This is a genomic window from Brevibacterium aurantiacum (assembly GCF_003932995.1).
Lineage (GTDB): Bacteria > Actinomycetota > Actinomycetes > Actinomycetales > Brevibacteriaceae > Brevibacterium > Brevibacterium aurantiacum.
Genome location: NZ_CP025333.1, coordinates 609996 through 631320, shown reverse-complemented (window position 1 = coordinate 631320; position 21325 = coordinate 609996). Strand labels below are relative to the sequence as shown.

The window sequence follows — 21325 nt, the reverse complement described above, 5'->3', positions numbered from 1 at the left end:
CAGCCATCAGCAGCGCTCTCGGCCATCAGCAGCACTCTCAGCCCCCGAGTTGAAATGTCACGACAGGGCAGAACTTCTTAGGTGGTCGAAATGGGCTGATTCGGACAATCGGAATCAGCCCATTTCGACCACTTTAGGCAGGCACACAACGAGGTCAGCTCAGGTGGTGCACATCCTGCAACCCGTACACCGGGGTATCCAACCCCTCATAGCGCGCCTTGAGCTGGAGCCCCAAGTACAGCGAGTAGTGCCGTGACTGGTGGAGGTTGCCGCCCATGAACCAGAGGTTCTCCTGCTGAGTGGGTTTCCACATGTTCCGCTCCTCACCCTCCCACGGGCCAGGGTCCTTGGTGGTATCGGAGCCGAGGCCCAGCATTTGCCCACCTTGTCCGCAGTCTCCTGATCCACGAGATCGGCCACCCAGCCATTCATCGAGCCGTATCCGGTGGCGTAGACGACAAGGTCGGCAGGCAGCTCGGTCCCATCGGCAAGCACCACCGAGCCCTCGGTCAGATGATCGACGTCTCCCTTGGCTAGCTTCACCTTGCCGTCGGCGACGAGTTCTGCCGAGCCGACGTCGATGTAGTAGCCCGAGCCGCGGCGCAGGTATTTGAGGAAGAGCCCGGACTCGTCGTCGCCGAAGTCGAGATCGAAACCGGCGTCTTCCATGCGCTGGTAGAAGTCCTTGTCGCGTTCCTTCATCTGGTCGTAGAGCGGAATCTGGAATTCGTGCATGATCCGATACGGCAAGGAGGCGAAGATGAGGTCGGCCTTCTCGGTCGTCACGCCGTTGGCCAGCGCCTTCTCCGAGTAGAGGTCGCCGAGCCCGATCTCCATGAGGGAGTCGCTTTTAACGATGTGCGTGCTCGAGCGCTGCACCATCGTGACATCGGCACCGTGTTCGTAGAGCGCTCCGCAGATGTCGAAGGCGGAGTTGTTGCTGCCGATGACGACGACGTTCTTACCGGTGTAGGCGTCTGGTCCACGGTGTTCCGAAGAGTGCTGTTGCTCGCCCTTGAAGATATCGGCACCGCGGAACGTTGGGACATTCGGCTTGCCGGACATGCCCGTGGCCATGACGAGCTGTGTCGGGTGCAGAGTGACCTTCTCACCATTGCGCTCGACCTCGACCGTCCACTGCTGCGATTCTTCGTCGTACCTCGCCGAGGTGGCTGCTGTCGAAGACCAGTACGGAATCTCCATCACCTTGGTGTAGAACTCCAACCAATCGGCGATCTTGTCTTTGGGTGCGAAAACCGGCCAGTTGTCGGGGAACTTGAGGTAGGGCAGGTGGTCGTACCAGACCGGGTCGTGCAGGCACAGTGACTTGTACCGTGAACGCCACTGGTCTCCCGGCCTCTCCCACCGGTCGATGACGAGCGCCGGGACTCCCATCTGACGCAGGCGAGCGCCGAGCGCAATGCCGCCCTGTCCCCGCCGACGACGAGAGTGTACGGCTGTGCGGTGTCTCCCCAGGCTGCGTCCTCCTCCGCGAGTTTCTCCGACCAGCTCTTCCGCTCAGGATCGACGCCATGCTCGGCCCCCTTGACTCGTCGGTCTCCGCGAGGCTCTTCATAGCCTGTCAGTTCCTGCAACGAGGTGAGCATGGTCCATGCCTTGGCCCCGTCCTCGTCGATGAGCCGAACCAGACCCTTGCCGCGGCCGACAGAGGTGGCGAAGGTGAACCAAGCTTCGGTGACTCCGTCGGCGGTGGTGGCGGGATCGCTGAGCTCGAAATCTGATGGTGCGACCCGGTCCGCGTTCACGGTCAGCAGGTCCCTGACCCCGTCATGGTTCTCTACCGTATTGAGGTTCCACGTGAAAGACACGAGATCCCTCCAGTAGCTGGCAGTGGCGAACAGTCCCACTGCGGCTTCGACGTCACGCGCCCGCAGTGCGGACTCGAACTCGTTGAGCCATTCGGTCGCGATGTCATCGGCGGTGAGCTGCGTGCGATCAATTGTCGTTGTCATGTCACTCCTCTTCGTTGAGCTGTGTGTCCTCAAGCTATCCCGCCAAGAACAGCCGCGGAAGAGTTGCATCGAGTTGCATGGTCAGTGCCGACGACCGCACCTATACTCGTCATATGCCTCAGCCGGATCTGGCGCATCTCGCCAGAGATCTGACACGCATTCACGATGCCGTGATCACCGGCGCATCGCCGCCGGAGCAGCCGCGAGCGCTCGTTGCGCGCTCGTGGGATCGAATGCTGCGCTTGGGCCTCGACCCAGCGGGCAGTAATCGCAGAATCTTCGCCGCCGAGGCGGATGTGGAATCCCGAAGGCACCGTTCGAAGCTGCGCCTCATCGTCGAGGAGCTGAAATCCGTGTTGCTGAGGATGCCAGATGCAGGCAGCTTCATCCTTGTCGTCGCCGATGCTGAGGGCGTGATCCTGTGGCGAGATGGCGCCACCGCAGCCAGACGTCAGGCGGATTCGCTGGGATTCGTCGAGGGCGCCCACTGGTCCGAGTCCAGGGTGGGCACGAATGCCATCGGCACTGCTCTGGCCGAGGAGGCCGCGGTCCAGCTGTTCTCCGCGGAGCACTTCGAAACGTCGCAGCATCCCTGGTATTGCAGTGCGGTTCCCATCCACGATCCCATCGATGGCAGCCTGCTCGGCGTCGTCGACATCAGCGGGCCAGCACTCACCCTCCATCCTGCCGTGCAGTCTCTGGTCACAACTGCCGTCCATCTGGCGCAGGCGAGGCTCTCGCTCATCCAGCAGGAGCAGCTGAGCAGCCTGCGCAATCGCATGTCGACAGTCCTCAGCGGCAGTCACGGTCCTGCGCTGGTCGTCGACGACGATGGATGGGTCGCCTATCAGCAGGGTGTGCGCAGCCGCGATCGGATCGAAGTGCCGGCACCTGACCGCACGATCCTCATCCCCGGCGCTGGACTGTGCCTGCCGGAGAAGATCACCGGCGGCTGGCTGCTGAGACCAGCAGACACTGTCGACGATGCAAAAGTCTCGGTCACGCTGCGACAGACAAGCCAACCCGCGGTGCTCGAGATCAACTCCGGCGGTGATCCGCTCACCGTTCCGCTCACGCCACGGCGTGCGCAGATCCTCGCCGCGATCACCTCTGCGGGGCCTTCTGGAATCAGCGCTGCCGATCTCAGTCGCACGCTCTACGGCGATGCCGAGCATCTGGTCACGGTGCGTGCAGAAGTCTCCCGCCTCCGCCGCTCGATCGGCGCGCTTCTTGCGACTCAGCCTTATCGCTGGGCAGAGGGTGTGGTTGCACAGCTCGGGTGACATCGCCCTAGTGTCAACAGGTCCTACATCTGGTCGACGCCGTGCTCGGGCATCACGCCTGACCGTCGTCAGCACCCCGATACGTTCCAAAACTCCACAGCACTCCCTCGGGGTCGGTGACGCTGAAATCGCGTGAGCCGTAGTCCTGTTCGGTCAGCCCCATAACCTCGGTCGCGCCAGCTGCGATCGCACGATGATAGAGCGCTTCGACCTGGTCCGTGGCAATGTAGACCGAGCCGGTGGCGACTCCGGTCTTCGTCATCACGCCACCGTCATCGCGAGTGGAGCCGAGCATGACGCCCCCACCTTCGGGCCAACGCAGTTCGGCGTGATCGACTCGCCGCGGGTCATCGGCGTTCGTGTACTCGGCGACGACTTCGAAGCCGAAGGCGTTCTGCAGGAAGGCGATCGCCGCCTTCGCATCGCGGTAACGGAATGTAGGCCAGATATTGGCTCCGGTTGTCGGTGACATGATGTGCCCTTTCCTCGTCGTATCGGTACACACCATCGTGAACCCCGGGCCACCTCGGCGGCTTGGACATTTGGGAACTGAGGGGACAGCTGAGACTCATGGTGCGGTGACATCTATGGTCGCCGAGGTGGTCCCCCTTGGTCCGGTGGACGTCAGTCCTGGTCCTGCCGCACCACGGGATCCTCACTCAGCCACAGGGTCGGGCTGGTCCCGGTGAGCAGGCGGAAGTCGCGGTTGAGATGGGATTGGTCGGCGTAACCGCAGGTCGCGGCGATATCTGCCAACGTTCGAGTCTGCGTCGAGATCATCCTCCTCGCCCGATCGAATCGAATGACTCGTGCGGCCTCCTTAGGTCCGATGCCGAACTCTGCCCGGAACACTCCATTGAGGTGGCGCCGGCTCCAGCCGATCCGGTCGGCGATGAGCGAGACCGGAAGTCCGCCGTGGCTGCGAGCGATCTGCCTCCACGAGTCCACCACCTCGGGCCGGGGCCGGGTCCCTTCGTGGACGGCGCGCACGAGGACCTCGTCGATGGCATCGAAGCGGGCAGACCAGGTCGTGGCTTCATTGACGCGTTCGTGCAGCTCGGCGGCGATGGGGCGTGAGATTTCGGCGAGATCGTGCGTGCGATGAGCGAGTTCAACGGCAGGGGTGTCGAAGAGGATCCGCGGCGCGAATGGCGTGAAGTTGATCTGGACTCCGGCCATTGTGCCGTTGTGCCTGATGAGCGTGGGCGACAGATGCAGGCCCGCGAGCAGCACGTCGAACGACTCGGTGCGCGAAGTTGCCGCGTCGTATTGGTGCAGCGGTTCGTCGATGGAGACTATGAACGTCAGGGTGCCCGATGGCAGACCGAGATGCGTCCCCGCGGGAACGCCGGCGATGTCGTAGGCGACATAGTCACCGACGTAGGGCCTCAGGCGCGGGTGTGGCCTGCGCTGAAGATCATCCCGAGTCACCGTGGACATGACAGCAGTGTAGACCCGGTTCCTCACGTCTCGGCGGTCGCGCCCCACACCAGGTCCGTGAAATCTCTGTCGAGGTCGAGTCTGAAGTCGGTCGAAAGCACCTCGGCGAATTCCGCGGCATCGGCCAGGGTGCGTTCCTGCCGGTCGGGTCGTGCACCGCCAATCGTCCGGCGCAGTCGGCGGCCCTCAAGGGTGACCCGGCCGCCGTCGGGAAGCGGCAGGGCGAGAATGGGCGGACCGGTGAAGCGTGACCCGGGCTTCGTCGAGGTGAACCAGTTCGCCAGCTCGAGATCCATCTGCTGACGAGGGACCTCACTGAAGGCGTAGACGGTGCGAAATTCCTGGTCATCACGGGTTCGTGATTGGAGCACCCAGTCGCTGTCAGCCCGCAGCTGCGGCGTGAGAGCAGTCCTCACGGGGACCAATCGGTGCTCGCCGTGAGGCGTCATTCTCGCGGCAGCAGATTCGGAGAGTTCGAGCGCGGCTTCCGGTGTGCCCCCGCCGAAGCCTGGATCGATGAGAAGACGACGGCCGTCGAGGTCGACGATGGTCGCCTGGTGAGTCAGTGCTCCCGGGGCAGTCTGCCCATCGCCGAGGTGGACCCGAGCCAGAATCGGATGTGCGCTCAGCCCCAATTCGGTGACGACCCCGCGGATGAGTGCGGCATGTTCGTGGCAGTATCCGCCCCGGCCGTCGGTGAGCAGTTTGTCCGCGGCTCCGTCGACGTCGATCGCGACGGCCTTGAGGTCACCCCTGGCGCGAAAGGCGGTGACATCGAGATTCTCAAAGCAGATCGCGTGCGTGTGCGCGACCAGGATTTCGTCGAGTAGGTCGACAATCTGCGCATACGATCCCTGCGCGCGTCGGCGAAGCTCGGGGACGGAATCACTGAGCACGAGCCGTTTCGCATAACGGCTGAGAAGCGATGCATGAGTCATGTGTCCACCTCCATTGGGGGCTGTGTCGGCCTCACTCCTGCAACGCAGACTCCGCCTGCAGCACGGACTCCAGCAGGCCCGGGAAACGAGCATCGATATCGTCTCGGCGCAACGTCAGGCGACGGTTCCGGCCGTGCAGTTCGCTGATGATGACGCCGGCTTCGCGCAGGACCTTGACCTGATGCGAGCGCGTTGACTTCGGCACATCCGGGCCGAGAGCCGAGCAGTCGACCATGCCCAGCGGTCCGGATCGCAGCTGCTGAACCAGGGCCAGCCTGGCCTCGTCGCTGAGGGCGAAGAGCACTGAGGTCAGCTCGATGTCCTCGCGCTCCGGGTGCGGCAGTTTTTCATTGGCAACCATAGTTGGATAATAGTTGAACTGTTTGAGAATGTCGTATAGCCTCCAAGAATGGTTCCAAAAGTTTCGAACACTATGGAGGAGGCTTCTGTCTCCGCAGTTCAGCTGGCACCCACCTATGCCTGGTGGTCGCGCGAGCGCTGGCGTCTGCGCCTGGTCCTGATAGCCACCTCGGCGATGATGGCCGGAGCGAGCGCTCCGTCGCCGTTCTACCCCGTCATCCAGGCCGATTTCGGCTTCGCCCCGGTGATGATCACGGTGGTCTTCGCCGCCTATGCCGTGGCATTGCTGGCAGCGCTGCTGACCGCCGGTGCCCTCTCCGACCACATCGGACGCCGCCCCGTCATCTGCGCGGCGTTCGTCGTACTCGCCATCAGCATGTTTCTGTTCTGGCATGCCGACAGCGCCGCGACACTAATTCTTTCCCGAGTGGTGCAAGGCATCGCCAGCGGAATCCTGCTGTCGACGCTGTCGGCCACGGTCGTCGATTTGGAACTGCCGCACAAACCGGGCTCGGCCTCTTCGTGGAATGCAATCTCGGCAATGGCGGGATTGGCCATCGGCGGACTCTTCGCGGGAGCGACTCTCGCTGTATTCGTCGACGGCAACGGAGCCGCAGTGGTCTTCGGAACTCTCGTAGCAACGTATCTGCTGCTGGCTGGCATCATTTGGATCCTGCCGGAGACCTCGGCCCGACGCCGAGGCGCGTGGGCATCGTTGCTGCCGCGCGCGGCTCTGCCCCGGGAGGTCCGCAAGGCGTTCTTGTTCGCTGTGCCGGCCTTCATCGCCGGCTGGGCCACGGGAGGCCTGTACCTCTCGCTCGGTGCCAACATCATCACCAGCGAGTTCCATTCGAGTTCCCACCTGGTCAGCGGTCGCATCGTCACGATGCTAGCCGGGGCCGGAGGACTGGCCGGATTCTTCATGCGCAATCGATCCGCGCGCACCGTCACCCTCTACGGCACGATCTCACTCGCCGTCGGCAGCACTCTGACTCTGGTGGCTCTGACTCTCACTTCGCCCGAACTGTACTGCCTCGCCGTCATCATCACCGGAACCGGGTTCGGCACCGCCTTCCCGGGTGCGCTGAAGACCATCCAGGCAGTCGTGAAGCCGGAGGCCAACGCCGAGGTGATGGCTGCAGTCTTCGTCGTCTGCTACCTCGCCTTCGGCCTTCCCGTCGTCATCGCCGGGGTCCTCGTCCCCGCCATCGGACTCTTCGCAACCGCGTGCTGGTACGGCGGTTTCGTGGCCCTTCTCGCTCTCTGCGCGGCACTCCTGCGCTGGTTCAGCGGCGGAGGCCGGCATTTCGCCGACACCCAGAGCGCCTAAAATCCTGCCAGAGCGCTGAAGGTCACGCCCAGGTCTGTGGCTTCAGTCCGTGCTGGCCGCGGTAGTTCGGCGACTCGGGTTCGCTCCAATTGCCGAGGAGGTTCTCCGGCAGCGCATAGACCGTGACCTTGAGCGGGTGACAGTTCTCGACCGGGTCCTCGTTGCCCTCGCCGAACATCGGAGCGGAGAGATCTCCACCCGGGCAGGCAGAGAGTGCTGCCAGCAGGTCCTGCTCGGCGAAGAACTCGAAGTAATCCCCGGGCGTCGCCGGGCATGTCTTCATGAAGTATTCGTCGTTGTCGTTCAGGCCGGTGCACTGAAAGACGTTGAGCACATCGTGAACGTCGAACTCCGTCAGACCGTACGGCAAGATCGCACGCACCAGGTTCGAGTGGCAGTGGTAGTCGAAGTCGACGCCGTTGAGCATCGTGTTGACGTAGGGATCGCAACGCGTACCCAAGGTGTCATGAAGTCGACCGCCCTCGGCGTCAGTGCCGTAATCGGCCAGGGTGTCACCGACGATCGTCGCCATCGGGCGCAGGAACGGCAGCGTCGACCACAGTCGGTCGAACGTCGAGACGTGCGCGGCCTGCAGCTGACGGGTCCTCGAGGCCCAGAACCGTTCCCTGGGATCATGTCGGTTCCACAGGTTGAGGTCACCGACCTGCGGTCCCTCGACGGTCGAGATCCGGCAGACGTGGCCGGCTGGCACCTCCCAGGCCTGACCTGAACGGATCGGGATGGTGAACTCCTCGACTACGCGACGGTCTTCGACCTGCTGGCCGATGGGACCGTAGTAGTCACGGTCCGCCTCGAGCGCAGGGCCTTGGTAGGCGGCTTCGGTCAATCGCGGATTGTGCGACATGAGCGGTCCTTTCCTGGAATCGTCGGCGTCGGTCAAGCTCTCCGTATGCTCAACTGATGCGAGCCTATCGGGTCACCGACTCGTCGTCGGCATCGCTCTTCGACTTCCCTTGCAGCCGCTTACCCACCATCTGCTTCCACGGCAGTGCGGTCAGCAGAGCCAACACTGCGATGCCGAGGAACAGCAGAACGAGCGGTTGGGAGATCATCGCCCAGAAGTCACCGCCGGTCAGGCCGAGTGCCTGCTGCAGATTGCGTTCGAGCATCTCACCCAGGACGATGCCGATGACCAGTAGCGCCGGCGACATTCCCACCAGGCGCATGACGTAGCCCAGTGCACCGAAGGCCAGTGCAATGTAGACGTCGGTGACTGAGTTGTGGATGCTGTAGCAGGAGATGAGGGCGAGCATGAGGATCGTCGGCGCCATGAATGGCATCGGGATGGCGAGGATCTTCGCCAGAAGAGGCGAGGCCCCAATGTTGATGATCATTCCGAAGATTGCGCTGACAAGCAGTGCGCCAATGATCGTCCAGCCAAGAACAGGATTGGCCTCGAAGAAGCCCGGACCCGGGTTGAGCCCGTACATCATGAGGTAGGCGAGCAAGACCGCAGTGGTGCCTGAACCGGGAATGCCCAGTGTCAGAAGAGGGACCATGGAGCCGGAGACCGCCGCGTTGTTCGCCGCCTCCGGCGCGACCAATCCTCTGACAGCGCCCTTGCCCATGCCCGCCGATGCCGGAGCGAGGCGTTTCTCGAGACCGTAGGAGAAGAACGCTGCGATCGTTGTCCCCGCCCCCGGCAGCACACCGGCGATGAAGCCGATGATCGAACCACGCAGCCCGGGAAGTGTGCCCTGCTTGAGCTCGGCACCGGTCGGAAAGAAGCGACCGGTCAGGCTTGAGATGGCACGGGAGTCCTTGCTCATCGTCGTGCTGGCCAGAATCTCGCCGATACCGAAGACACCGATGATCGCGACGATCGGTTCGATGCCCTCCAACAGGGTGGACGATCCGAAGGTGAACCGCGGCAGGCCAGATTGGAGCTCGATGCCGATGGTGGACATCGCCACGCCAAGGGCGACAGCAGTCAGCCCGAGCATCGGTGCCGATCCGACCAGAGTCGCACTGAGAACGAGCGCCATGACGACGACGGAGAAGTAGACAGCCGGACCGAAAGCGAGCCCCAGCTGCGACATCGGTCCGGCAAGGAACGCCAGACCCAGGAAAGCCAGGATGCTTCCGAGGAACGAGGCCAGCGCGGAGATCGACAGGGCTGTCGCGGCCTTGCCCTTGAGTGCCATCGGGTGGCCGTCGAGAGTCGTCATGATCGCACCCGGATCGCCGGGAATGTTCAGCAGAATCGCCGAGATCCGCCCGCCGTATTCGGCTCCCAGATAGAGCGAGACCATCAGCGGCAGTGAGAGTTCGGCCGGCAAGGTGATGGCCACTGGCAGGAGCAGAGCGATCGAAGTGGAAGGACCGACTCCGGGGAGCAGACCGGCTACGGTTCCCAGGACTACCCCCAGGAGGATGACAAGCAGCAGGATTGGTGATGTTGCGATGGAACCGAGCGCTCCGAACAGATCGTTGAGGGTGTTCACAGTCCCAGACCTCCGAACACCAGGTACTCCAGCCAGCCGACAGGCAGGAGCACATTCAGCCAAACGTCGAAGATGAGGAACAGGATCATCCCGATGATCAATCCGAGGAAAAGCACCCACACGGCCTTGCGCAGGCTTAAGCGGACTCCGAACACAGTCATCGTCGTGAGCACGGAAAAGATCGCGGCCGCCTCGGCGAACCCGATGAGGAAGATGGAGGCGGTGAACAGAGCAAACAGGACGATGCACCACAGGACGTGGAGGAGCTCACTTCCGGTGACCGGGCGAACGTCGGCTTTCCCGCGCAGCATCGACACGATGCCCAGCAGCGTGGTGCAGAGCAGGACGATGCCGACGACGAGGGGGAACATCTTCGGCCCGACGCCGTCGTCGGTTTCGGCGTTGGGCAATAGAAGTGCGTTGACGAGGTAGAACACCGCGAGGGCTGCGAGGACGATGGTAGCCACCGTCTTCGATGCCTTGGTGGTTCCAGCATCGCCCACTTCAGTCGGTGTCGCCGAGGTGGCTGCGCCTTTCGAGTTCATTTCACCAGGCCCACTTTCTTGAGCACTTCCGTGGATTCCTGTTCTTCGGGACGAATGATTGTATCGAGCCATTTGTCTCCGGGGACATAAGCTGGGTTGATACCCAACGCCTCGGACTGTTTGACGAACTCATCCGATTCGACGCTCTCCTTCAGCGCTCCCTGCCACCAGTCAACGGCCTCATCTGGCATGTCCGCGGGGCCGAAGACTCCGCGCCAATGGTTGATGGTGATGTTCATACCCAGGTCGTGCCAAGTGGGTACACCCCTTGCAGCACCGTCTTTCATGGTCTTGGGTGCAGACACAGCGATGATCTCAACGTCACCGCTTTCGACCAGTTCCACGGCTTCGGACATTCCTGTCGAGGCGACGTCGATGCGACCGCCGAGGAGTTCGTTGTTGAGGTCGCCTCCATCGGAGAAGGCAACCAGGTTCAGGTCGTTGAGATCCTTGACTCCGGACTGACTGGCGGGGCGGAGGACATTGAGCTGGTCGTCACTCGGGACGGTGCCAATTCCGAAGTTCACTGCAGCCGGATCGTCTTTGAGGCGGTCTAGAACAGTCTTTGCGGAGTCGAACTCGGATCCGGACTTGACCAGCCACACCTCGTAGTCGGTGGTGAGCTGGGCGATCGGAGTGAAATCGTCCAGGGACATATCAGTGGTGCCAGTGATGTTGGAGAGGAAGATGCGATTGGATTCGAAGACCACTGAAGTGCCGTCGTTCTCGCGTTGCAGGACAGCGGCTCGCGCGGGGTTCCCACCACCTCCGCCCATGTTCTCGATAGACATGAAGGTGTCGACGCCGGCAGCATCGAGTCCGTCCTTTGTGATGCGAGTGGTGAGGTCGAGACCGCCGCCAGGCGAACCAGCAGCAATCGCAGTCACTCGTGGAGGTGGATATCCCTCACCGCGGTCGATATCCGGCATACAGGCAGTGGTCGTGACCAAGAGCGGCAGGACCATCAGCGCAGCCAGGGGCCTTTGCGGTCGCCGTCGGAGGAACGGCGGGAAGGGTGTTCGCTTCTTCGCGAACGGGCTGAAGAACATAGTTTTTGACGCTACCAGTCACGCCTTCTGTCCCTCAACAGATCTTGCGAAAATGAGATGAGCTTTCTGAGTGCTCAGTCCTCTAGACTCGCTCTTATTCGCAGGCCCTCACTCCTGGTCGGAGTTCGCCAGTTCGATGGTGTCGTCGAGCATGCCCGGAGTGAACGCGTCACCGGCGATCATGGACATCTGGCCCAGCGGCAGAGAGTTGAGCAGAGTCTCCATCGGGACACCGTCGGGCAGGATGCCGGAGAGCTCATCGGCAGCTCCGGACTGGCTCTCCAACTGCTCGCGCAGGACGGGTCCCGACTTGGGGTTCGCGAGCGCATCCCCCATCGTCGAGTACCGATCGATGGGCAGATGAACCTCATCCCCGTCGACCTGCACCTTCGCGCTGGTGCGCAGATCCCTGCTCGAGGCACCGACGTCGAACGTGTAGTCACCACCTTCGACGCCCCACCGGTATTCTCTGCGCTACGCACTTCCTGGCGAAACACGCTCTCCGGATAACGGAGTCATCGAGGTTCCAGTCTCCGATCCGATTCCGAAGAATGGAATCAGCGCGGCACTACCCACTGGGGTCCGAGCCTCGCACCGAAGCGAGGAAGTCATTCGCTATCTACGTCAGCACTTTGAGCATTGAAAGCACATCGGCGGTGACCTTCGCCAAGAAGATCACCGCCGATGAGACAAAGCCGTTGGAGGCCCGTCAGAAACTCAGTCCAGCAGGTCGTGCCGCACGATCGACTGCTCACGGTCGGGGCCGACGCCGATGACCGACATCCGGCAGCCCGAACGCTCTTCGAGTGCGAGCACGTACTTCTGCGCGTTCTCCGGCAGATCCTCGAACGTGCGAGCCTCGGTGATGTCCTCGGTCCAGCCATCGAAGTACTCGAAGATCGGCTTGGCGTGGTGGAAGTCGGTCTGCGACATCGGCATCTCGTCCTGGCGGACTCCGTCGACCTCGTAGGCCACGCAGACGGGGATGCTCTCAATGCCGGTGAGCACGTCGAGCTTCGTCAGCACATAGTCGGTGAACCCGTTGACGCGTGCGGCATAGCGGGCGATGACCGCGTCGTACCAACCACAGCGGCGCGGGCGTCCGGTGTTGACTCCGAACTCACCGCCGGCCTCCTGCAGGTACTCCCCCATGTCGTCGAAGAGCTCGGTGGGGAACGGTCCGGCACCCACACGTGTGGTGTAGGCCTTGACGATGCCGACGACGCGGTTGATGCGGGTGGGTCCAATGCCTGAGCCGACGCAGGATCCTCCGGCGGTCGGGTTCGAGGAGGTCACGAAAGGGTAGGTGCCGTGGTCGACGTCGAGCATCGTGGCCTGGCCGCCTTCCATGACGATGACCTCGTCACGGTCGAGCGCGTCGTTGAGCAGCTGCTCGGTCTCGGCGACGTAGGGGCGCAGGCGTTCGACGAAGGGCAGGAAGTAGTCGACGATCTCTTCGACGTCGACGGCCCGGCGGTTGTAGACCTTGACGAGGAGTTCGTTCTTCTGGCGCAGCGATCCTTCGATCTTCTGGCGCAGGATCGACTCGTCGAAGATGTCCTGGACGCGGATGCCAAGGCGTCCGATCTTGTCCATGTAGGCCGGTCCGATGCCGCGTCCGGTGGTGCCGATAGCGCGCTTGCCCAGGAACCGTTCGGTCACCTTGTCCAGGGTCTGGTGGTAGGGCGCGACGAGGTGGGCATTGGCCGAGATCCGCAGTTTCGAGGTGTCTGCACCGCGGGATTCCAGAGCCTCGATCTCTTCGAACAGGGCTTCGAGGTTGACGACGACGCCGTTGCCGATGACCGGGGTGACATTCGGGGAGAGGATGCCTGCTGGCAGGAGCTTGAGTTCGTACTTCTCACCGCCGACGACAACCGTGTGGCCTGCGTTGTTCCCACCATTGGGCTTGACCACGTAGTCGACGCTGGTGCCGAGGATATCGGTCGTTTTACCTTTACCTTCGTCGCCCCATTGAGCGCCGACGACAACGATTGCTGGCATGAGAGTTGTTCACCTCAAAGTGAAAAAAGGGGATGTCATTACCCAGATAGTCTACTGGGTCACCATGACATGGCAGCGAGCAGGTTGCACCGAACCGCAGCGGGTTCTACGCCCCAGCTCCCTGAGTCCGCTGCGCAACGACCTGTTCACGCAGGATCTCCGCATGCCCACAATGCTGTGCCAGCTCACGCAGCATGTGAAGGTAGACCCAACGCAGCGGCAGCGGTCCCGACCGGTGCCCGGTGAGCACCGTATCGAGAGTCATACCCTCCACCGCACGATGTGAGCGCTGGGCAGCCTGCCGATAGGCCTCGGTGATGCTGGCCACCGTATCCTCCTCAGCGAGGATGAAGGAATCGCTGGAGTCATTCGGCATCCCGTAGTCGGTTCGATGTCGTCCCGTCACGACCTCGCCGAACCACACGGTCTCGACGAAGATCGCGTGCTTGGCCAAGGACAGCAGAGTCGTCCGACTCGGCACCAGGGACCGCCGGGCCTCGTCCTCACTCATCCCGTCCAGGCACGCCAGGAGCTTGCCGCGATGTTCATCGACGAAGGCAGGCAGCTGCTCATCGATGGGAGCAGTCCTGATGTCACGCTCTTTGGAATCGGCCATGGCCCCAGCATAGGCCTCACCCTCGCCGAGGTGGCCCGCCGTTGACCTGCCGACTCACCCGCCCAGCCGCGCCTCTTGCCCCGCCGAGCTCGTCGTACTTATGCTGAGACCACCAGTAGTTCCGTCGTTCGGGCAAAGTGCTCCTGAACATCGCCGGTGACGTCGACGTCAGGCTTGCAGCCCCGTTGGAGGTCGTCATGTCAATCGCGAGCCAGTCAGCTTCATCCTCAGCGTCAACGCGCGCGCCCCTTCCCTTCGCCAGCCGAGCCGACAGCCTCGTCGGCTCTGTCATCGATTCCTCCGTCGCGATGCTCGCTGCCTACGACCACGACATCGTCAAGTTCGGCATGGGCTCACCCGCCCCCGATATGCTGCCGGCCGAGGATTTCGCTCGAATCGCGAACAGCGTCTTCACTCCGGAGAGCTTCACCTACGGGGAGACGCAGGGCGAGCCTGTCCTCATCGACGCGCTGCTGAACTACCTGCAGGAGACCGGGCAGATCCCTGCCGAGCACTTCGGCAACCGTGAGCGCCTGGTCATCACCACCGGCGGCATGCAGGGAATCGACCTCGGATTCAAACTCTTCGTCAGCCCCGGCGATCTCGTCCTCTGCGAGGCCCCCACGTACACGAACGGCTCGGCCACAGCACTGAGCTATGAAGCGGAGATCGCCGAGGTGCCCGTCGATGATGAGGGCATGCAGGTCGACGCGCTCGACGACATTGTGGCCCGGGCCGGTCGCGCCCCCTCGGTGATCTATACGGTCCCGACGTTCCAGAACCCGGCGGGAGTGACGATGTCCCTGGCCCGGCGCCATAAACTCCTGGAGTTCGCGCACCGCCACAATTCGGTCATCCTCGAGGACAATCCGTACGGCACTCTGCGCTTCTCCGGGGAGGACATCCCCTCACTCAGCCAGCTCAGCCCCAATGATCCGCTGATCTTCGGCGTGCGCACCTTCTCCAAGTTCGTCGCCCCCGGCCTGCGCATCGGCTGGCTCGACATCGATCCCGAGTTGCGCGGTCTCATCATCAACGCCAAGCAGACCATGGACTCGTGCACGAGCCTGCCCACCCAGCACATGGTCGCGAAATGGCTCAACGACGGCAACGCCGAGACCCACGTCGCCCACCTGCGCAGCTCCTACGGCGAGCGCAAGAATGCCATGACGTCCGGGCTGGAACGACTCTTCGGACCCGAGATCCGGTCGACTGATCCCGATGGAGGCTTCTTCCTGTGGGTGACGTTCAACGACGACACCATCAACACCGAGGACCTCATGCCCCTGGCGCTGGAAGAAGGCGTGGCCTACATTCCCGGGACCGCGTTCTCCCAGACCGGTGACTTCACGAACGCGCTGCGACTGTGCTTCGCCTCGGCGGAACCGCAGCGCATCGAAGAAGGTCTGCAGCGTCTGCGCCGTGCCGTCGACAAATACTCGTCGGCACGTTCACACGCCCGTCACTGACCCAGCCCTGACCCCTCACTCTCGCCGAGGCGGCTGATCCATTGGATGAGCAGCTGGGTCTCGGCTGTGCCGAGGATTTCCGGGTGCGCTGCCGCGCGTTCGATCACAGAGTGCCCCAAGCGCTGCCCATTTTCGCTGGCCTGCGCTGTTCCGGTGATCGCTGCGAGCACGCCCTCACGCACTCCTGCTGAGAGATCCGGATCGGCTCGGCCCTGGATGATCAGTCGCAGCGTCACTCCGATGTTCGTCGCCAGGATGTGTGCCGCAGCCTGTTCATAGCAGACCACGAGCCGCCCCTGCTCCTCGGCCCGTCGCGTCAGCGAACGAAGGATCTCGCTCGGCTTCGACTGCGCCTCCGGCGAATAACCGGGCCTGACCTTGCCGTACATGAGCGTATAGAAGCCCGGGTTCTCCAACCCGAATGACACGTGCGCATCCCAGCCCATTCGCAGGTCCTGGATCGGATCGCCACTGGATTCGGAGGCTGACTTCGCCGACAGATACATGTCGAAGCCACGTTCAATCACAGCCTCGATGAGCCCCTGCTTGTTGCCGAAGAAGTGATACAGAGTCGGCATCTTCACACCCACGGCGTCGCAGACCGCCCGCAGCGAGAAGTCCTCCCCGGGGGTCGCCGCAATGAGGTCCGCGGCCGCATTGAGCAGCCGAGTCCGTGTATCGAGCGAAGCTTCTTCTGTCATGTCGCTATATTATCGTGTATTGTCGATATAGCCAGATGTACCACCGATATAACGGAGATGCCATGACCGATCAATCACTCCAGGGCAAGCACATCCTCATCGCCGGCGGCGGCAAGAATCTGGGCGGACTCATCGCCCGGCAGGCCGCCGAGGCGGGTGCCGATATCGCCATCCACTACAACTCCGAGTCCTCCCGCGCCGAGGCCGAGGCCACGCTCGCCGCGGTCGAGTCGAGCGGGGCCAAAGGCGTACTCCTGACCGGAGACCTCACCCGGCCCGCCAACGTCGAGAAGCTGTTTGCCGATGCCACCTCGGCGCTGGGAACGATCGACATCGCAGTGAATACGACGGGCAAGGTGCTGCGTAAGCCGATCTCGGACACCACGGAGGACGAGTACGACTCAATGTTCGACATCAACTCCAAGGCCGCGTACTTCTTCATCAAGGAAGCCGGGAAGCACCTGGCGGACAACGGCAAGATCATCACCATCGTCACGGCACTGCTCGCGGCATTCACTGACGGATATTCGACCTACGCCGGCGGCAAGAGCCCTGTCGAGCACTTCACCAGGGCTGCGGCGAAGGAGTACGGAGATCGCGGAATCTCGGTCACGGCGATTGCCCCGGGGCCGATGGACACTCCGTTCTTCTATGGCCAGGAAACACCCGAACGGGTGGAGTTCCACAAGTCGCAGGGCATGGGCAACCAACTCACGAAGATCGAGGACATCGCGCCGATCGTGCGTTTCCTCGCCACCGAGGGCTGGTGGATCACCGGCCAGACGATCTTCGCCAACGGCGGCTACACCACTCGCTGAGACCAGCAGACAACCGACCAGCAAGGAGCACTCATGTCAGATCTGCAGATTCCCGAACCCATCGCCAGCTTCATCGACACCGTCAACGCTCACGACGATCAGGGCTTCCTCGACGCCTTCGCAGTCGACGGCACCGTCGACGACTGGGGCCGTGAATTCACCGGCCGCGACGCCATCAAGGCATGGAGCGACAAGGAGTTCATCGGCGCGACCGGCGTACTCTCCCCTGAAGAGGTCTCGATCGACGGCAATGAAGTCACCGTCATCGGCGACTGGCGCTCAACACATGCGAACGGTCGATCCTCGTTCACCTTCGTGAGCGCCGGCGACAAACTGAACCGGATGACGATCCGCGAGGGCTGAATCATCTCACCCGCTCACGGGCCGCCGGATGTCAGTCATCCGGCGGCCCGTTCGTCAATCTCCTGAGCGCACGCGCCTCTGTGGCACAATGAAATCGGCGTTTGGCGCGTCACGGCGGTGGGGCTCGCCGTACCCAACCTCGGTTCTCCGACAACAGTCCCTACCTCGACCGGCGTCAGCATGCCCAGAAGGTAGGAGTTCCCATGAGCAGTGCCCCCAGCGGCAACAGACCCGTCCACCTTCGCCTGCCCTACCTGGGGCTGGCGCTCATCGGCGGCACCTTCGGCACTGCGGCCCGTGAAGCGATCACACTGAACTTTCCTTCGACAGACGGCATCCCGTGGGCGATCTTCACCGTCAACGTTCTCGGCGCATTCCTGCTCGGCCTGCTGCTTGAGGCACTGGCTCGGATGGGTCCGGATGCGGGCCGCCGACGCCGGTTGCGGATCCTGCTCGGAACCGGATTCATGGGCGGATTCACCACGTACAGTGCACTGGCCACGGATACGGCGAGCCTCCTCGGCGAGGGTGATGTCGGGGCCGGGATCATCTATGGGCTGGGCACGGTTCTCATCGGCGGTTTGGCCACCTGGGCTGGCATTGTCGCAGCGACCGCCTGGAAGGGCCGCTCCCCCAACGCGCCGGTGCGGCGAACCGACGATGACGTCCGAGGCGGTGGCGGGAAATGACGCCGCTGATCTTCATCGCCCTCGCCCTGGCCGGGGGCATCGGTGCCGTAGCGAGAATGCTGCTCGACGGGATCATCAGATCCTGTGTGAGCAGCGCCATCCCGTGGGGCACGATCACGATCAACGTCTCAGGCTCGCTGGTCTTGGGGCTGCTGACCGGTCTGGCCAGCGCGGCAATCGTGCCCGAGTCCTGGCAGCTGGTCATCGGCACAGGATTCCTCGGCGGGTACACGACGTTCTCAACTGCCAGCTTCGAGACCGTCCGCCTCATCCAGGAACGCCGATGGGCGCTCAGCCTCTTCAGCGGCCTCGGCACGCTGGCGGTGGCGACCGCAGCGGCAGGATTGGGACTGTGGATCGGCGGGCTGATATGACGCCGGTGCGGGCGGAGTCAACTGCTCCGCCCGCACCGGTGCTCACAGTCTCGAACCGATCATCTAACTGATCGACCTACTTGTACGCGCGCAGGTACTGCGTCGGCTTGTAGTCGATCTCGTGACGCAGTGCGGCGGCAGCGCGAATCGGGAAGTTGGGGTCACGCAGGGATTCGCGCCCCAGGAGAACCACATCCGCTTGCCCTGTTGCGAGGATATGCTCGGCCTGGAATGGCTCGGTGATGAGCCCTACTGCGGCCGTGGGGATGTCAGCCTGTTTGCGAATTCCATCGGCGAAGCTCGTCTGGTAGCCGGGGCCAACTGGGATCTTGGCCATGACATTGCCGCCGGTGGAGACATCGACGAGGTCGACGCCGTGCTCCTTCAGCCAACCGGAGAGCTGTGCCGTGTCATCGAGGCTCAGCCCACCGTCGGTCCAGTCCGTGGCGGAGAGGCGCACGAGCACGGGAACGTCCTCGCCCACCTCGGCGCGAGTGGCATCGACGACCTCGAGGAGGAAACGGGCCCGGTTCTCCGGGGTTCCACCGTAGGAGTCGGTGCGGGTGTTGGACAGTGGGGACAGGAACTCGTGGAGCAGGTAGCCATGGGCGCCGTGGATCTCCACGAAGTCGAAGCCAGCCTCCATCGACCTGCGCGCCGAGGCCGCGAAGGCTGCGACAGTCTCGCCGATCTCTGGCTCGGTGAGCTCTCGTGGCGTGTCCAGACCGGGGAAGGGCACTGCAGAGGGCGCGAGGGTCTCCCAGCCGCCTTCACTCTCGGGGAGGCTGCCTTCATTTCCGTTCCCCAGGTCGGGGTAGGTCGAAGCCTTACGTCCGGCATGGGCGAGTTGGATTCCTGCCGCGGCTCTCTGCGAGTGCATGAAGTCAACGATCGGGGCCAGAGCATCACGCTGTTCGTCGTTCCACAACCCCAGGTCCTGCGGAGAGATCCGTGCCTCAGGAGTAACACCGGTGGCTTCGACGATAATGGCGCCCGCGCCGCCGCTGGCCAGAGATCCGTAATGGACGGAGTGCCATGGTGTAGCGACGCCGTCGAGGTTCTCCGCGGAGTACTGGCACACCGGCGGCACCCAGGCACGATTGCGGAAAGTCAGGCCGCGCAGGGTGAGGGGTTCGAACAGCAGATGAGACATAAAGTCCTTTGATCGTCAGCAGTGGGCTCGAGTCGTACGTGCTGGACTCAAGATGAAGTACGAGGTTCCTCGTACTTCGACGTTTACCGTACTACGAGGAAAGACGTACAATCAAAGGACAGCGAAGCAATGTGACACAACAATCACCGAGGCGATCAGACGAGGAGGCGGCACATGAGAACCCTTGAACACCCCGAACGGGATGAGATGCGGCTCGATACCGTGCTCGCCGCGCTTGCCGACCCGATTCGCCGACACATCGCCTGCCGCCTGAACAACACAGACCACAATCATGCCTGCGCCACATTCGAGCTGCCGGTATCGAAGTCAACGTCGACCTACCACTTCAGGACACTGCGCGAGGCCGGCGTGATCCGCCAGGAGTATCAGGGCACCTCGATCATGAACTCGCTGCGCAAGGACGACCTCGACGCCCGCTTCCCCGGTCTGCTCGACGCCGTCTTCACCGCCCAGAACATTGAGGGCGGAGCGGCGGTCGTCTCGAGCTGAGGTCGGGGGTGGCGCCGACCAAAGCCAGCCCATCGCAAAGAACCCTTCAGACAGTTTCATATTTACCCCCTCTATACAGATTCCGGATAGAGGGGGTAAACTTTATTGGTGACGAAGCCGATGAAGTACGGCAAACTCGTGAAGCTGTTGAAATCTGCAGGCTTCGTCAAGAACGAAGGCAAAGGTGACCATGAGAAGTGGACTCACCCTTCTCTTGATAGACCGGTGATCATCACGCAGTCTCGCGAGATCTCACCGGGAGTCACGAGGATTGCGCTTAAGGCAATTGATTCTGCGAAGGGATCAGAGAAATGACTAGCGTCGCCGTCACTGCGCGAAGGTGGACCCGCGGTTGGGAACTTGAGCTAGACGAAGAAAACGTCACTCAGGTTTCCTCGCTGTCTCACGCTCCGCAGCAAGTTCGAGACTACCTGGACACGATCAGGCCAGATATTTCTCACGCGGAGTGGAAGATCAATATCGTCTTCGGGGATTCGGATCTCGCCGAGGAAATCACCACGATGAAAGAGATGACGAGCAAAGCCGCCGAACTCCAAATCGAAGCTGGCAGGAAGTCGCGAGCAGTCGTGCGCGACCTGCGCTCACTTGGTCTGAGCGTTTCCGAAGTTGCCACTGCCCTTGATATTTCGAAAGGGCGAGTCTCCCAACTGGAAAAAGGGCAGAAGCTCGCCAAGTAAGAACGGGGCCACAGGCAACCGCCCGCGGCCCCGCACCGTAGTTTTAGGAACTAGAAGCTACCGCCCCTACTCCCCCGCCGCAATCGCGTCGATGGCGCCCGGGTCGGACGAGCGCAGGAACTCTTCGATCCGCGCTGCTTCTTCACCTTCGCCGATCGCACCGGCGGCACGGCCCAGAGCATTGAGTGCGCGCAGGAATCCGCGGTTGATCTCGTGCTTCCACGGGATCGGACCGGCTCCGCGCCAGCCGGCGGCACGCAGTGCATCGAGACCACGGTGGTAGCCGACGCGGGCGTAGGCGTAGGAGTCGACGAGGCGACCCTCGCTGTGTGCTTCATCGGCCAGGATCGCCCAGGCCAGGGATGAGGCAGGCAGGCCAGCGACGATGTCGATGGGCTCTTCGCCGGCGTCGATGCGCTTCTTCGCCTCCACGTCCGCATGGTCGTCGGGCAGATAGGTCGGCTGAGGGCCGAGCTGTGCGGCGTCGAGGTTACCGATGTGTGATGGGTTGCCGATGGGCTGTGTCATGTCATCTCCTGATCGTTGG

At 62.7% G+C, this 21325-nt stretch carries 24 protein-coding genes and 1 pseudogene; 10 read left to right on the top strand and 15 right to left on the bottom strand.

The genetic code is table 11. The features are described from left to right. Positions 1–154 precede the first annotated feature (154 nt). A pseudogene (locus CXR25_RS02875) lies at positions 155–1973 on the bottom strand (flavin-containing monooxygenase). A gap of 113 nt (positions 1974–2086) precedes the next feature. On the opposite strand from CXR25_RS02875, the gene CXR25_RS02870 reads away from it, so the two are divergent. Next, a complete protein-coding gene (locus CXR25_RS02870) occupies positions 2087–3256 on the top strand; it encodes a GAF domain-containing protein (protein WP_164513934.1) in 1170 nt (389 codons plus the stop codon). A 52-nt stretch (positions 3257–3308) separates the two neighbouring features. Here the strand turns inward: CXR25_RS02870 and CXR25_RS02865 are convergent, their stop codons facing one another. From CXR25_RS02865 to CXR25_RS02850, 4 genes are all read right to left on the bottom strand, one after another. Further along, positions 3309–3728, bottom strand: coding sequence for a VOC family protein (locus CXR25_RS02865; protein WP_096158196.1), 420 nt, complete (start codon positions 3726–3728; stop codon positions 3309–3311). A 152-nt stretch (positions 3729–3880) separates the two neighbouring features. Then, positions 3881–4696 (bottom strand): helix-turn-helix transcriptional regulator, encoded by an 816-nt coding sequence (locus CXR25_RS02860; RefSeq protein WP_096158195.1) that lies wholly within the window; start codon positions 4694–4696, stop codon positions 3881–3883. Between the two features lie 23 nt (positions 4697–4719). Further along, on the bottom strand, positions 4720–5634 hold the full coding sequence (locus CXR25_RS02855) for an arylamine N-acetyltransferase family protein (protein ID WP_164513789.1): 915 nt from the start codon (positions 5632–5634) through the stop codon (positions 4720–4722). A gap of 31 nt (positions 5635–5665) precedes the next feature. After that, positions 5666–5995, bottom strand: a complete 330-nt coding sequence (locus CXR25_RS02850) for an ArsR/SmtB family transcription factor (protein ID WP_096158193.1) — start codon at positions 5993–5995, stop codon at positions 5666–5668. 48 nt (positions 5996–6043) lie between these two features. On the opposite strand from CXR25_RS02850, the gene CXR25_RS02845 reads away from it, so the two are divergent. After that, positions 6044–7324, top strand: coding sequence for an MFS transporter (locus CXR25_RS02845; protein ID WP_241212380.1), 1281 nt, complete (start codon positions 6044–6046; stop codon positions 7322–7324). Positions 7325–7346: 22 nt separating this feature from the next. Here the strand turns inward: CXR25_RS02845 and CXR25_RS02840 are convergent, their stop codons facing one another. The 7 genes from CXR25_RS02840 to CXR25_RS02810 form a co-directional block, all read right to left on the bottom strand. Then, positions 7347–8189 carry an urea carboxylase-associated family protein gene (locus CXR25_RS02840; protein ID WP_009884338.1) on the bottom strand — a complete coding sequence of 281 codons (843 nt, stop codon included), beginning with the start codon at positions 8187–8189 and terminating at the stop codon, positions 7347–7349. A 64-nt stretch (positions 8190–8253) separates the two neighbouring features. Further along, on the bottom strand, positions 8254–9789 hold the full coding sequence (locus tag CXR25_RS02835) for a tripartite tricarboxylate transporter permease (RefSeq protein WP_009884337.1): 1536 nt from the start codon (positions 9787–9789) through the stop codon (positions 8254–8256). Beyond that, positions 9786–10334: a tripartite tricarboxylate transporter TctB family protein gene (locus tag CXR25_RS02830; RefSeq protein ID WP_009884336.1), complete on the bottom strand. Its 549-nt coding sequence runs from the start codon at positions 10332–10334 to the stop codon at positions 9786–9788. The genes CXR25_RS02835 and CXR25_RS02830 overlap by 4 nt, the downstream gene beginning before the upstream one ends. Next, positions 10331–11263: a Bug family tripartite tricarboxylate transporter substrate binding protein gene (locus tag CXR25_RS02825; RefSeq protein WP_162619310.1), complete on the bottom strand. Its 933-nt coding sequence runs from the start codon at positions 11261–11263 to the stop codon at positions 10331–10333. Before CXR25_RS02825 ends, CXR25_RS02830 begins: the two co-directional genes overlap by 4 nt. Before the next feature lie 228 nt (positions 11264–11491). Continuing rightward, positions 11492–11770, bottom strand: coding sequence for a hypothetical protein (locus tag CXR25_RS02820; RefSeq protein ID WP_009884334.1), 279 nt, complete (start codon positions 11768–11770; stop codon positions 11492–11494). A gap of 330 nt (positions 11771–12100) precedes the next feature. Then, entirely contained in the window at positions 12101–13387 is a 1287-nt protein-coding gene (locus tag CXR25_RS02815) for an adenylosuccinate synthase (RefSeq protein ID WP_125240393.1), read from the bottom strand. A gap of 106 nt (positions 13388–13493) precedes the next feature. After that, the gene (locus CXR25_RS02810) at positions 13494–14003 is read right to left on the bottom strand and encodes a DinB family protein (protein ID WP_096178992.1); all 510 of its coding nucleotides are present in this window, start codon (positions 14001–14003) and stop codon (positions 13494–13496) included. Positions 14004–14200: 197 nt separating this feature from the next. On the opposite strand from CXR25_RS02810, the gene CXR25_RS02805 reads away from it, so the two are divergent. After that, on the top strand, positions 14201–15472 hold the full coding sequence (locus CXR25_RS02805; RefSeq protein WP_029417451.1) for an aminotransferase-like domain-containing protein: 1272 nt from the start codon (positions 14201–14203) through the stop codon (positions 15470–15472). Here the strand turns inward: CXR25_RS02805 and CXR25_RS02800 are convergent. Beyond that, complete coding sequence (locus tag CXR25_RS02800) at positions 15466–16173, bottom strand: TetR/AcrR family transcriptional regulator (RefSeq protein WP_009884330.1); 708 nt, start codon at positions 16171–16173, stop codon at positions 15466–15468. The two genes, CXR25_RS02805 and CXR25_RS02800, sit on opposite strands and share 7 nt — an antisense overlap. A gap of 62 nt (positions 16174–16235) precedes the next feature. Here CXR25_RS02800 and CXR25_RS02795 point away from each other — a divergent pair, with 62 nt between their 5' ends. From CXR25_RS02795 to crcB, 4 genes are all read left to right on the top strand, one after another. After that, the gene (locus CXR25_RS02795; protein ID WP_125240392.1) at positions 16236–16991 is read left to right on the top strand and encodes an SDR family oxidoreductase; all 756 of its coding nucleotides are present in this window, start codon (positions 16236–16238) and stop codon (positions 16989–16991) included. Between the two features lie 33 nt (positions 16992–17024). Further along, a complete protein-coding gene (locus CXR25_RS02790) occupies positions 17025–17354 on the top strand; it encodes a nuclear transport factor 2 family protein (RefSeq protein WP_096147040.1) in 330 nt (109 codons plus the stop codon). A gap of 203 nt (positions 17355–17557) precedes the next feature. Continuing rightward, entirely contained in the window at positions 17558–18043 is a 486-nt protein-coding gene (locus CXR25_RS02785; RefSeq protein WP_125240391.1) for a fluoride efflux transporter FluC, read from the top strand. Beyond that, the gene (gene crcB / locus CXR25_RS02780) at positions 18040–18417 is read left to right on the top strand and encodes a fluoride efflux transporter CrcB (RefSeq protein WP_125240390.1); all 378 of its coding nucleotides are present in this window, start codon (positions 18040–18042) and stop codon (positions 18415–18417) included. The genes CXR25_RS02785 and crcB overlap by 4 nt, the downstream gene beginning before the upstream one ends. A gap of 76 nt (positions 18418–18493) precedes the next feature. On the opposite strand, the gene CXR25_RS02775 is transcribed toward crcB, so the two are convergent. After that, complete coding sequence (locus tag CXR25_RS02775; protein WP_125240389.1) at positions 18494–19570, bottom strand: NADH:flavin oxidoreductase/NADH oxidase; 1077 nt, start codon at positions 19568–19570, stop codon at positions 18494–18496. 174 nt (positions 19571–19744) lie between these two features. On the opposite strand from CXR25_RS02775, the gene CXR25_RS02770 reads away from it, so the two are divergent. The 3 genes from CXR25_RS02770 (at position 19745) to CXR25_RS18775 (ending at position 20778) form a co-directional block, all read left to right on the top strand. Continuing rightward, positions 19745–20080 (top strand): ArsR/SmtB family transcription factor, encoded by a 336-nt coding sequence (locus CXR25_RS02770; protein WP_096147035.1) that lies wholly within the window; start codon positions 19745–19747, stop codon positions 20078–20080. A gap of 108 nt (positions 20081–20188) precedes the next feature. Next, complete coding sequence (locus CXR25_RS02765; RefSeq protein ID WP_096147034.1) at positions 20189–20395, top strand: type II toxin-antitoxin system HicA family toxin; 207 nt, start codon at positions 20189–20191, stop codon at positions 20393–20395. Beyond that, positions 20392–20778 carry an antitoxin HicB gene (locus CXR25_RS18775; RefSeq protein ID WP_180957525.1) on the top strand — a complete coding sequence of 129 codons (387 nt, stop codon included), beginning with the start codon at positions 20392–20394 and terminating at the stop codon, positions 20776–20778. The genes CXR25_RS02765 and CXR25_RS18775 overlap by 4 nt, the downstream gene beginning before the upstream one ends. Positions 20779–20844: 66 nt before the next feature. Here the strand turns inward: CXR25_RS18775 and CXR25_RS02755 are convergent, their stop codons facing one another. Beyond that, positions 20845–21306 (bottom strand): DUF3151 domain-containing protein, encoded by a 462-nt coding sequence (locus tag CXR25_RS02755; RefSeq protein ID WP_125240388.1) that lies wholly within the window; start codon positions 21304–21306, stop codon positions 20845–20847. Between the last annotated feature and the right edge of the window lie 19 nt (positions 21307–21325).

Bases quoted from the DNA above. Each gene is read 5' to 3' on its own strand.
- crcB (WP_125240390.1), top strand. From the start codon at position 18,040: ATGACGCCGCTGATCTTCATCGCCCTCGCCCTGGCCGGGGGCATCGGT.
- CXR25_RS02755 (WP_125240388.1), bottom strand. From the start codon at position 21,306: ATGACACAGCCCATCGGCAACCCATCACACATCGGTAACCTCGACGCC.
- CXR25_RS18775 (WP_180957525.1), top strand. From the start codon at position 20,392: ATGACTAGCGTCGCCGTCACTGCGCGAAGGTGGACCCGCGGTTGGGAA.
- CXR25_RS02795 (WP_125240392.1), top strand. From the start codon at position 16,236: ATGACCGATCAATCACTCCAGGGCAAGCACATCCTCATCGCCGGCGGC.
- CXR25_RS02825 (WP_162619310.1), bottom strand. From the start codon at position 11,263: ATGCCGGATATCGACCGCGGTGAGGGATATCCACCTCCACGAGTGACT.
- CXR25_RS02865 (WP_096158196.1), bottom strand. From the start codon at position 3,728: ATGTCACCGACAACCGGAGCCAATATCTGGCCTACATTCCGTTACCGC.
- CXR25_RS02840 (WP_009884338.1), bottom strand. From the start codon at position 8,189: ATGTCGCACAATCCGCGATTGACCGAAGCCGCCTACCAAGGCCCTGCG.
- CXR25_RS02770 (WP_096147035.1), top strand. From the start codon at position 19,745: ATGAGAACCCTTGAACACCCCGAACGGGATGAGATGCGGCTCGATACC.
- CXR25_RS02785 (WP_125240391.1), top strand. From the start codon at position 17,558: ATGAGCAGTGCCCCCAGCGGCAACAGACCCGTCCACCTTCGCCTGCCC.
- CXR25_RS02775 (WP_125240389.1), bottom strand. From the start codon at position 19,570: ATGTCTCATCTGCTGTTCGAACCCCTCACCCTGCGCGGCCTGACTTTC.
- CXR25_RS02805 (WP_029417451.1), top strand. From the start codon at position 14,201: ATGTCAATCGCGAGCCAGTCAGCTTCATCCTCAGCGTCAACGCGCGCG.
- CXR25_RS02850 (WP_096158193.1), bottom strand. From the start codon at position 5,995: ATGGTTGCCAATGAAAAACTGCCGCACCCGGAGCGCGAGGACATCGAG.
- CXR25_RS02860 (WP_096158195.1), bottom strand. From the start codon at position 4,696: ATGTCCACGGTGACTCGGGATGATCTTCAGCGCAGGCCACACCCGCGC.
- CXR25_RS02870 (WP_164513934.1), top strand. From the start codon at position 2,087: ATGCCTCAGCCGGATCTGGCGCATCTCGCCAGAGATCTGACACGCATT.
- CXR25_RS02855 (WP_164513789.1), bottom strand. From the start codon at position 5,634: ATGACTCATGCATCGCTTCTCAGCCGTTATGCGAAACGGCTCGTGCTC.
- CXR25_RS02845 (WP_241212380.1), top strand. From the start codon at position 6,044: ATGGTTCCAAAAGTTTCGAACACTATGGAGGAGGCTTCTGTCTCCGCA.
- CXR25_RS02800 (WP_009884330.1), bottom strand. From the start codon at position 16,173: ATGACAGAAGAAGCTTCGCTCGATACACGGACTCGGCTGCTCAATGCG.
- CXR25_RS02810 (WP_096178992.1), bottom strand. From the start codon at position 14,003: ATGGCCGATTCCAAAGAGCGTGACATCAGGACTGCTCCCATCGATGAG.
- CXR25_RS02790 (WP_096147040.1), top strand. From the start codon at position 17,025: ATGTCAGATCTGCAGATTCCCGAACCCATCGCCAGCTTCATCGACACC.
- CXR25_RS02830 (WP_009884336.1), bottom strand. From the start codon at position 10,334: ATGAACTCGAAAGGCGCAGCCACCTCGGCGACACCGACTGAAGTGGGC.
- CXR25_RS02815 (WP_125240393.1), bottom strand. From the start codon at position 13,387: ATGCCAGCAATCGTTGTCGTCGGCGCTCAATGGGGCGACGAAGGTAAA.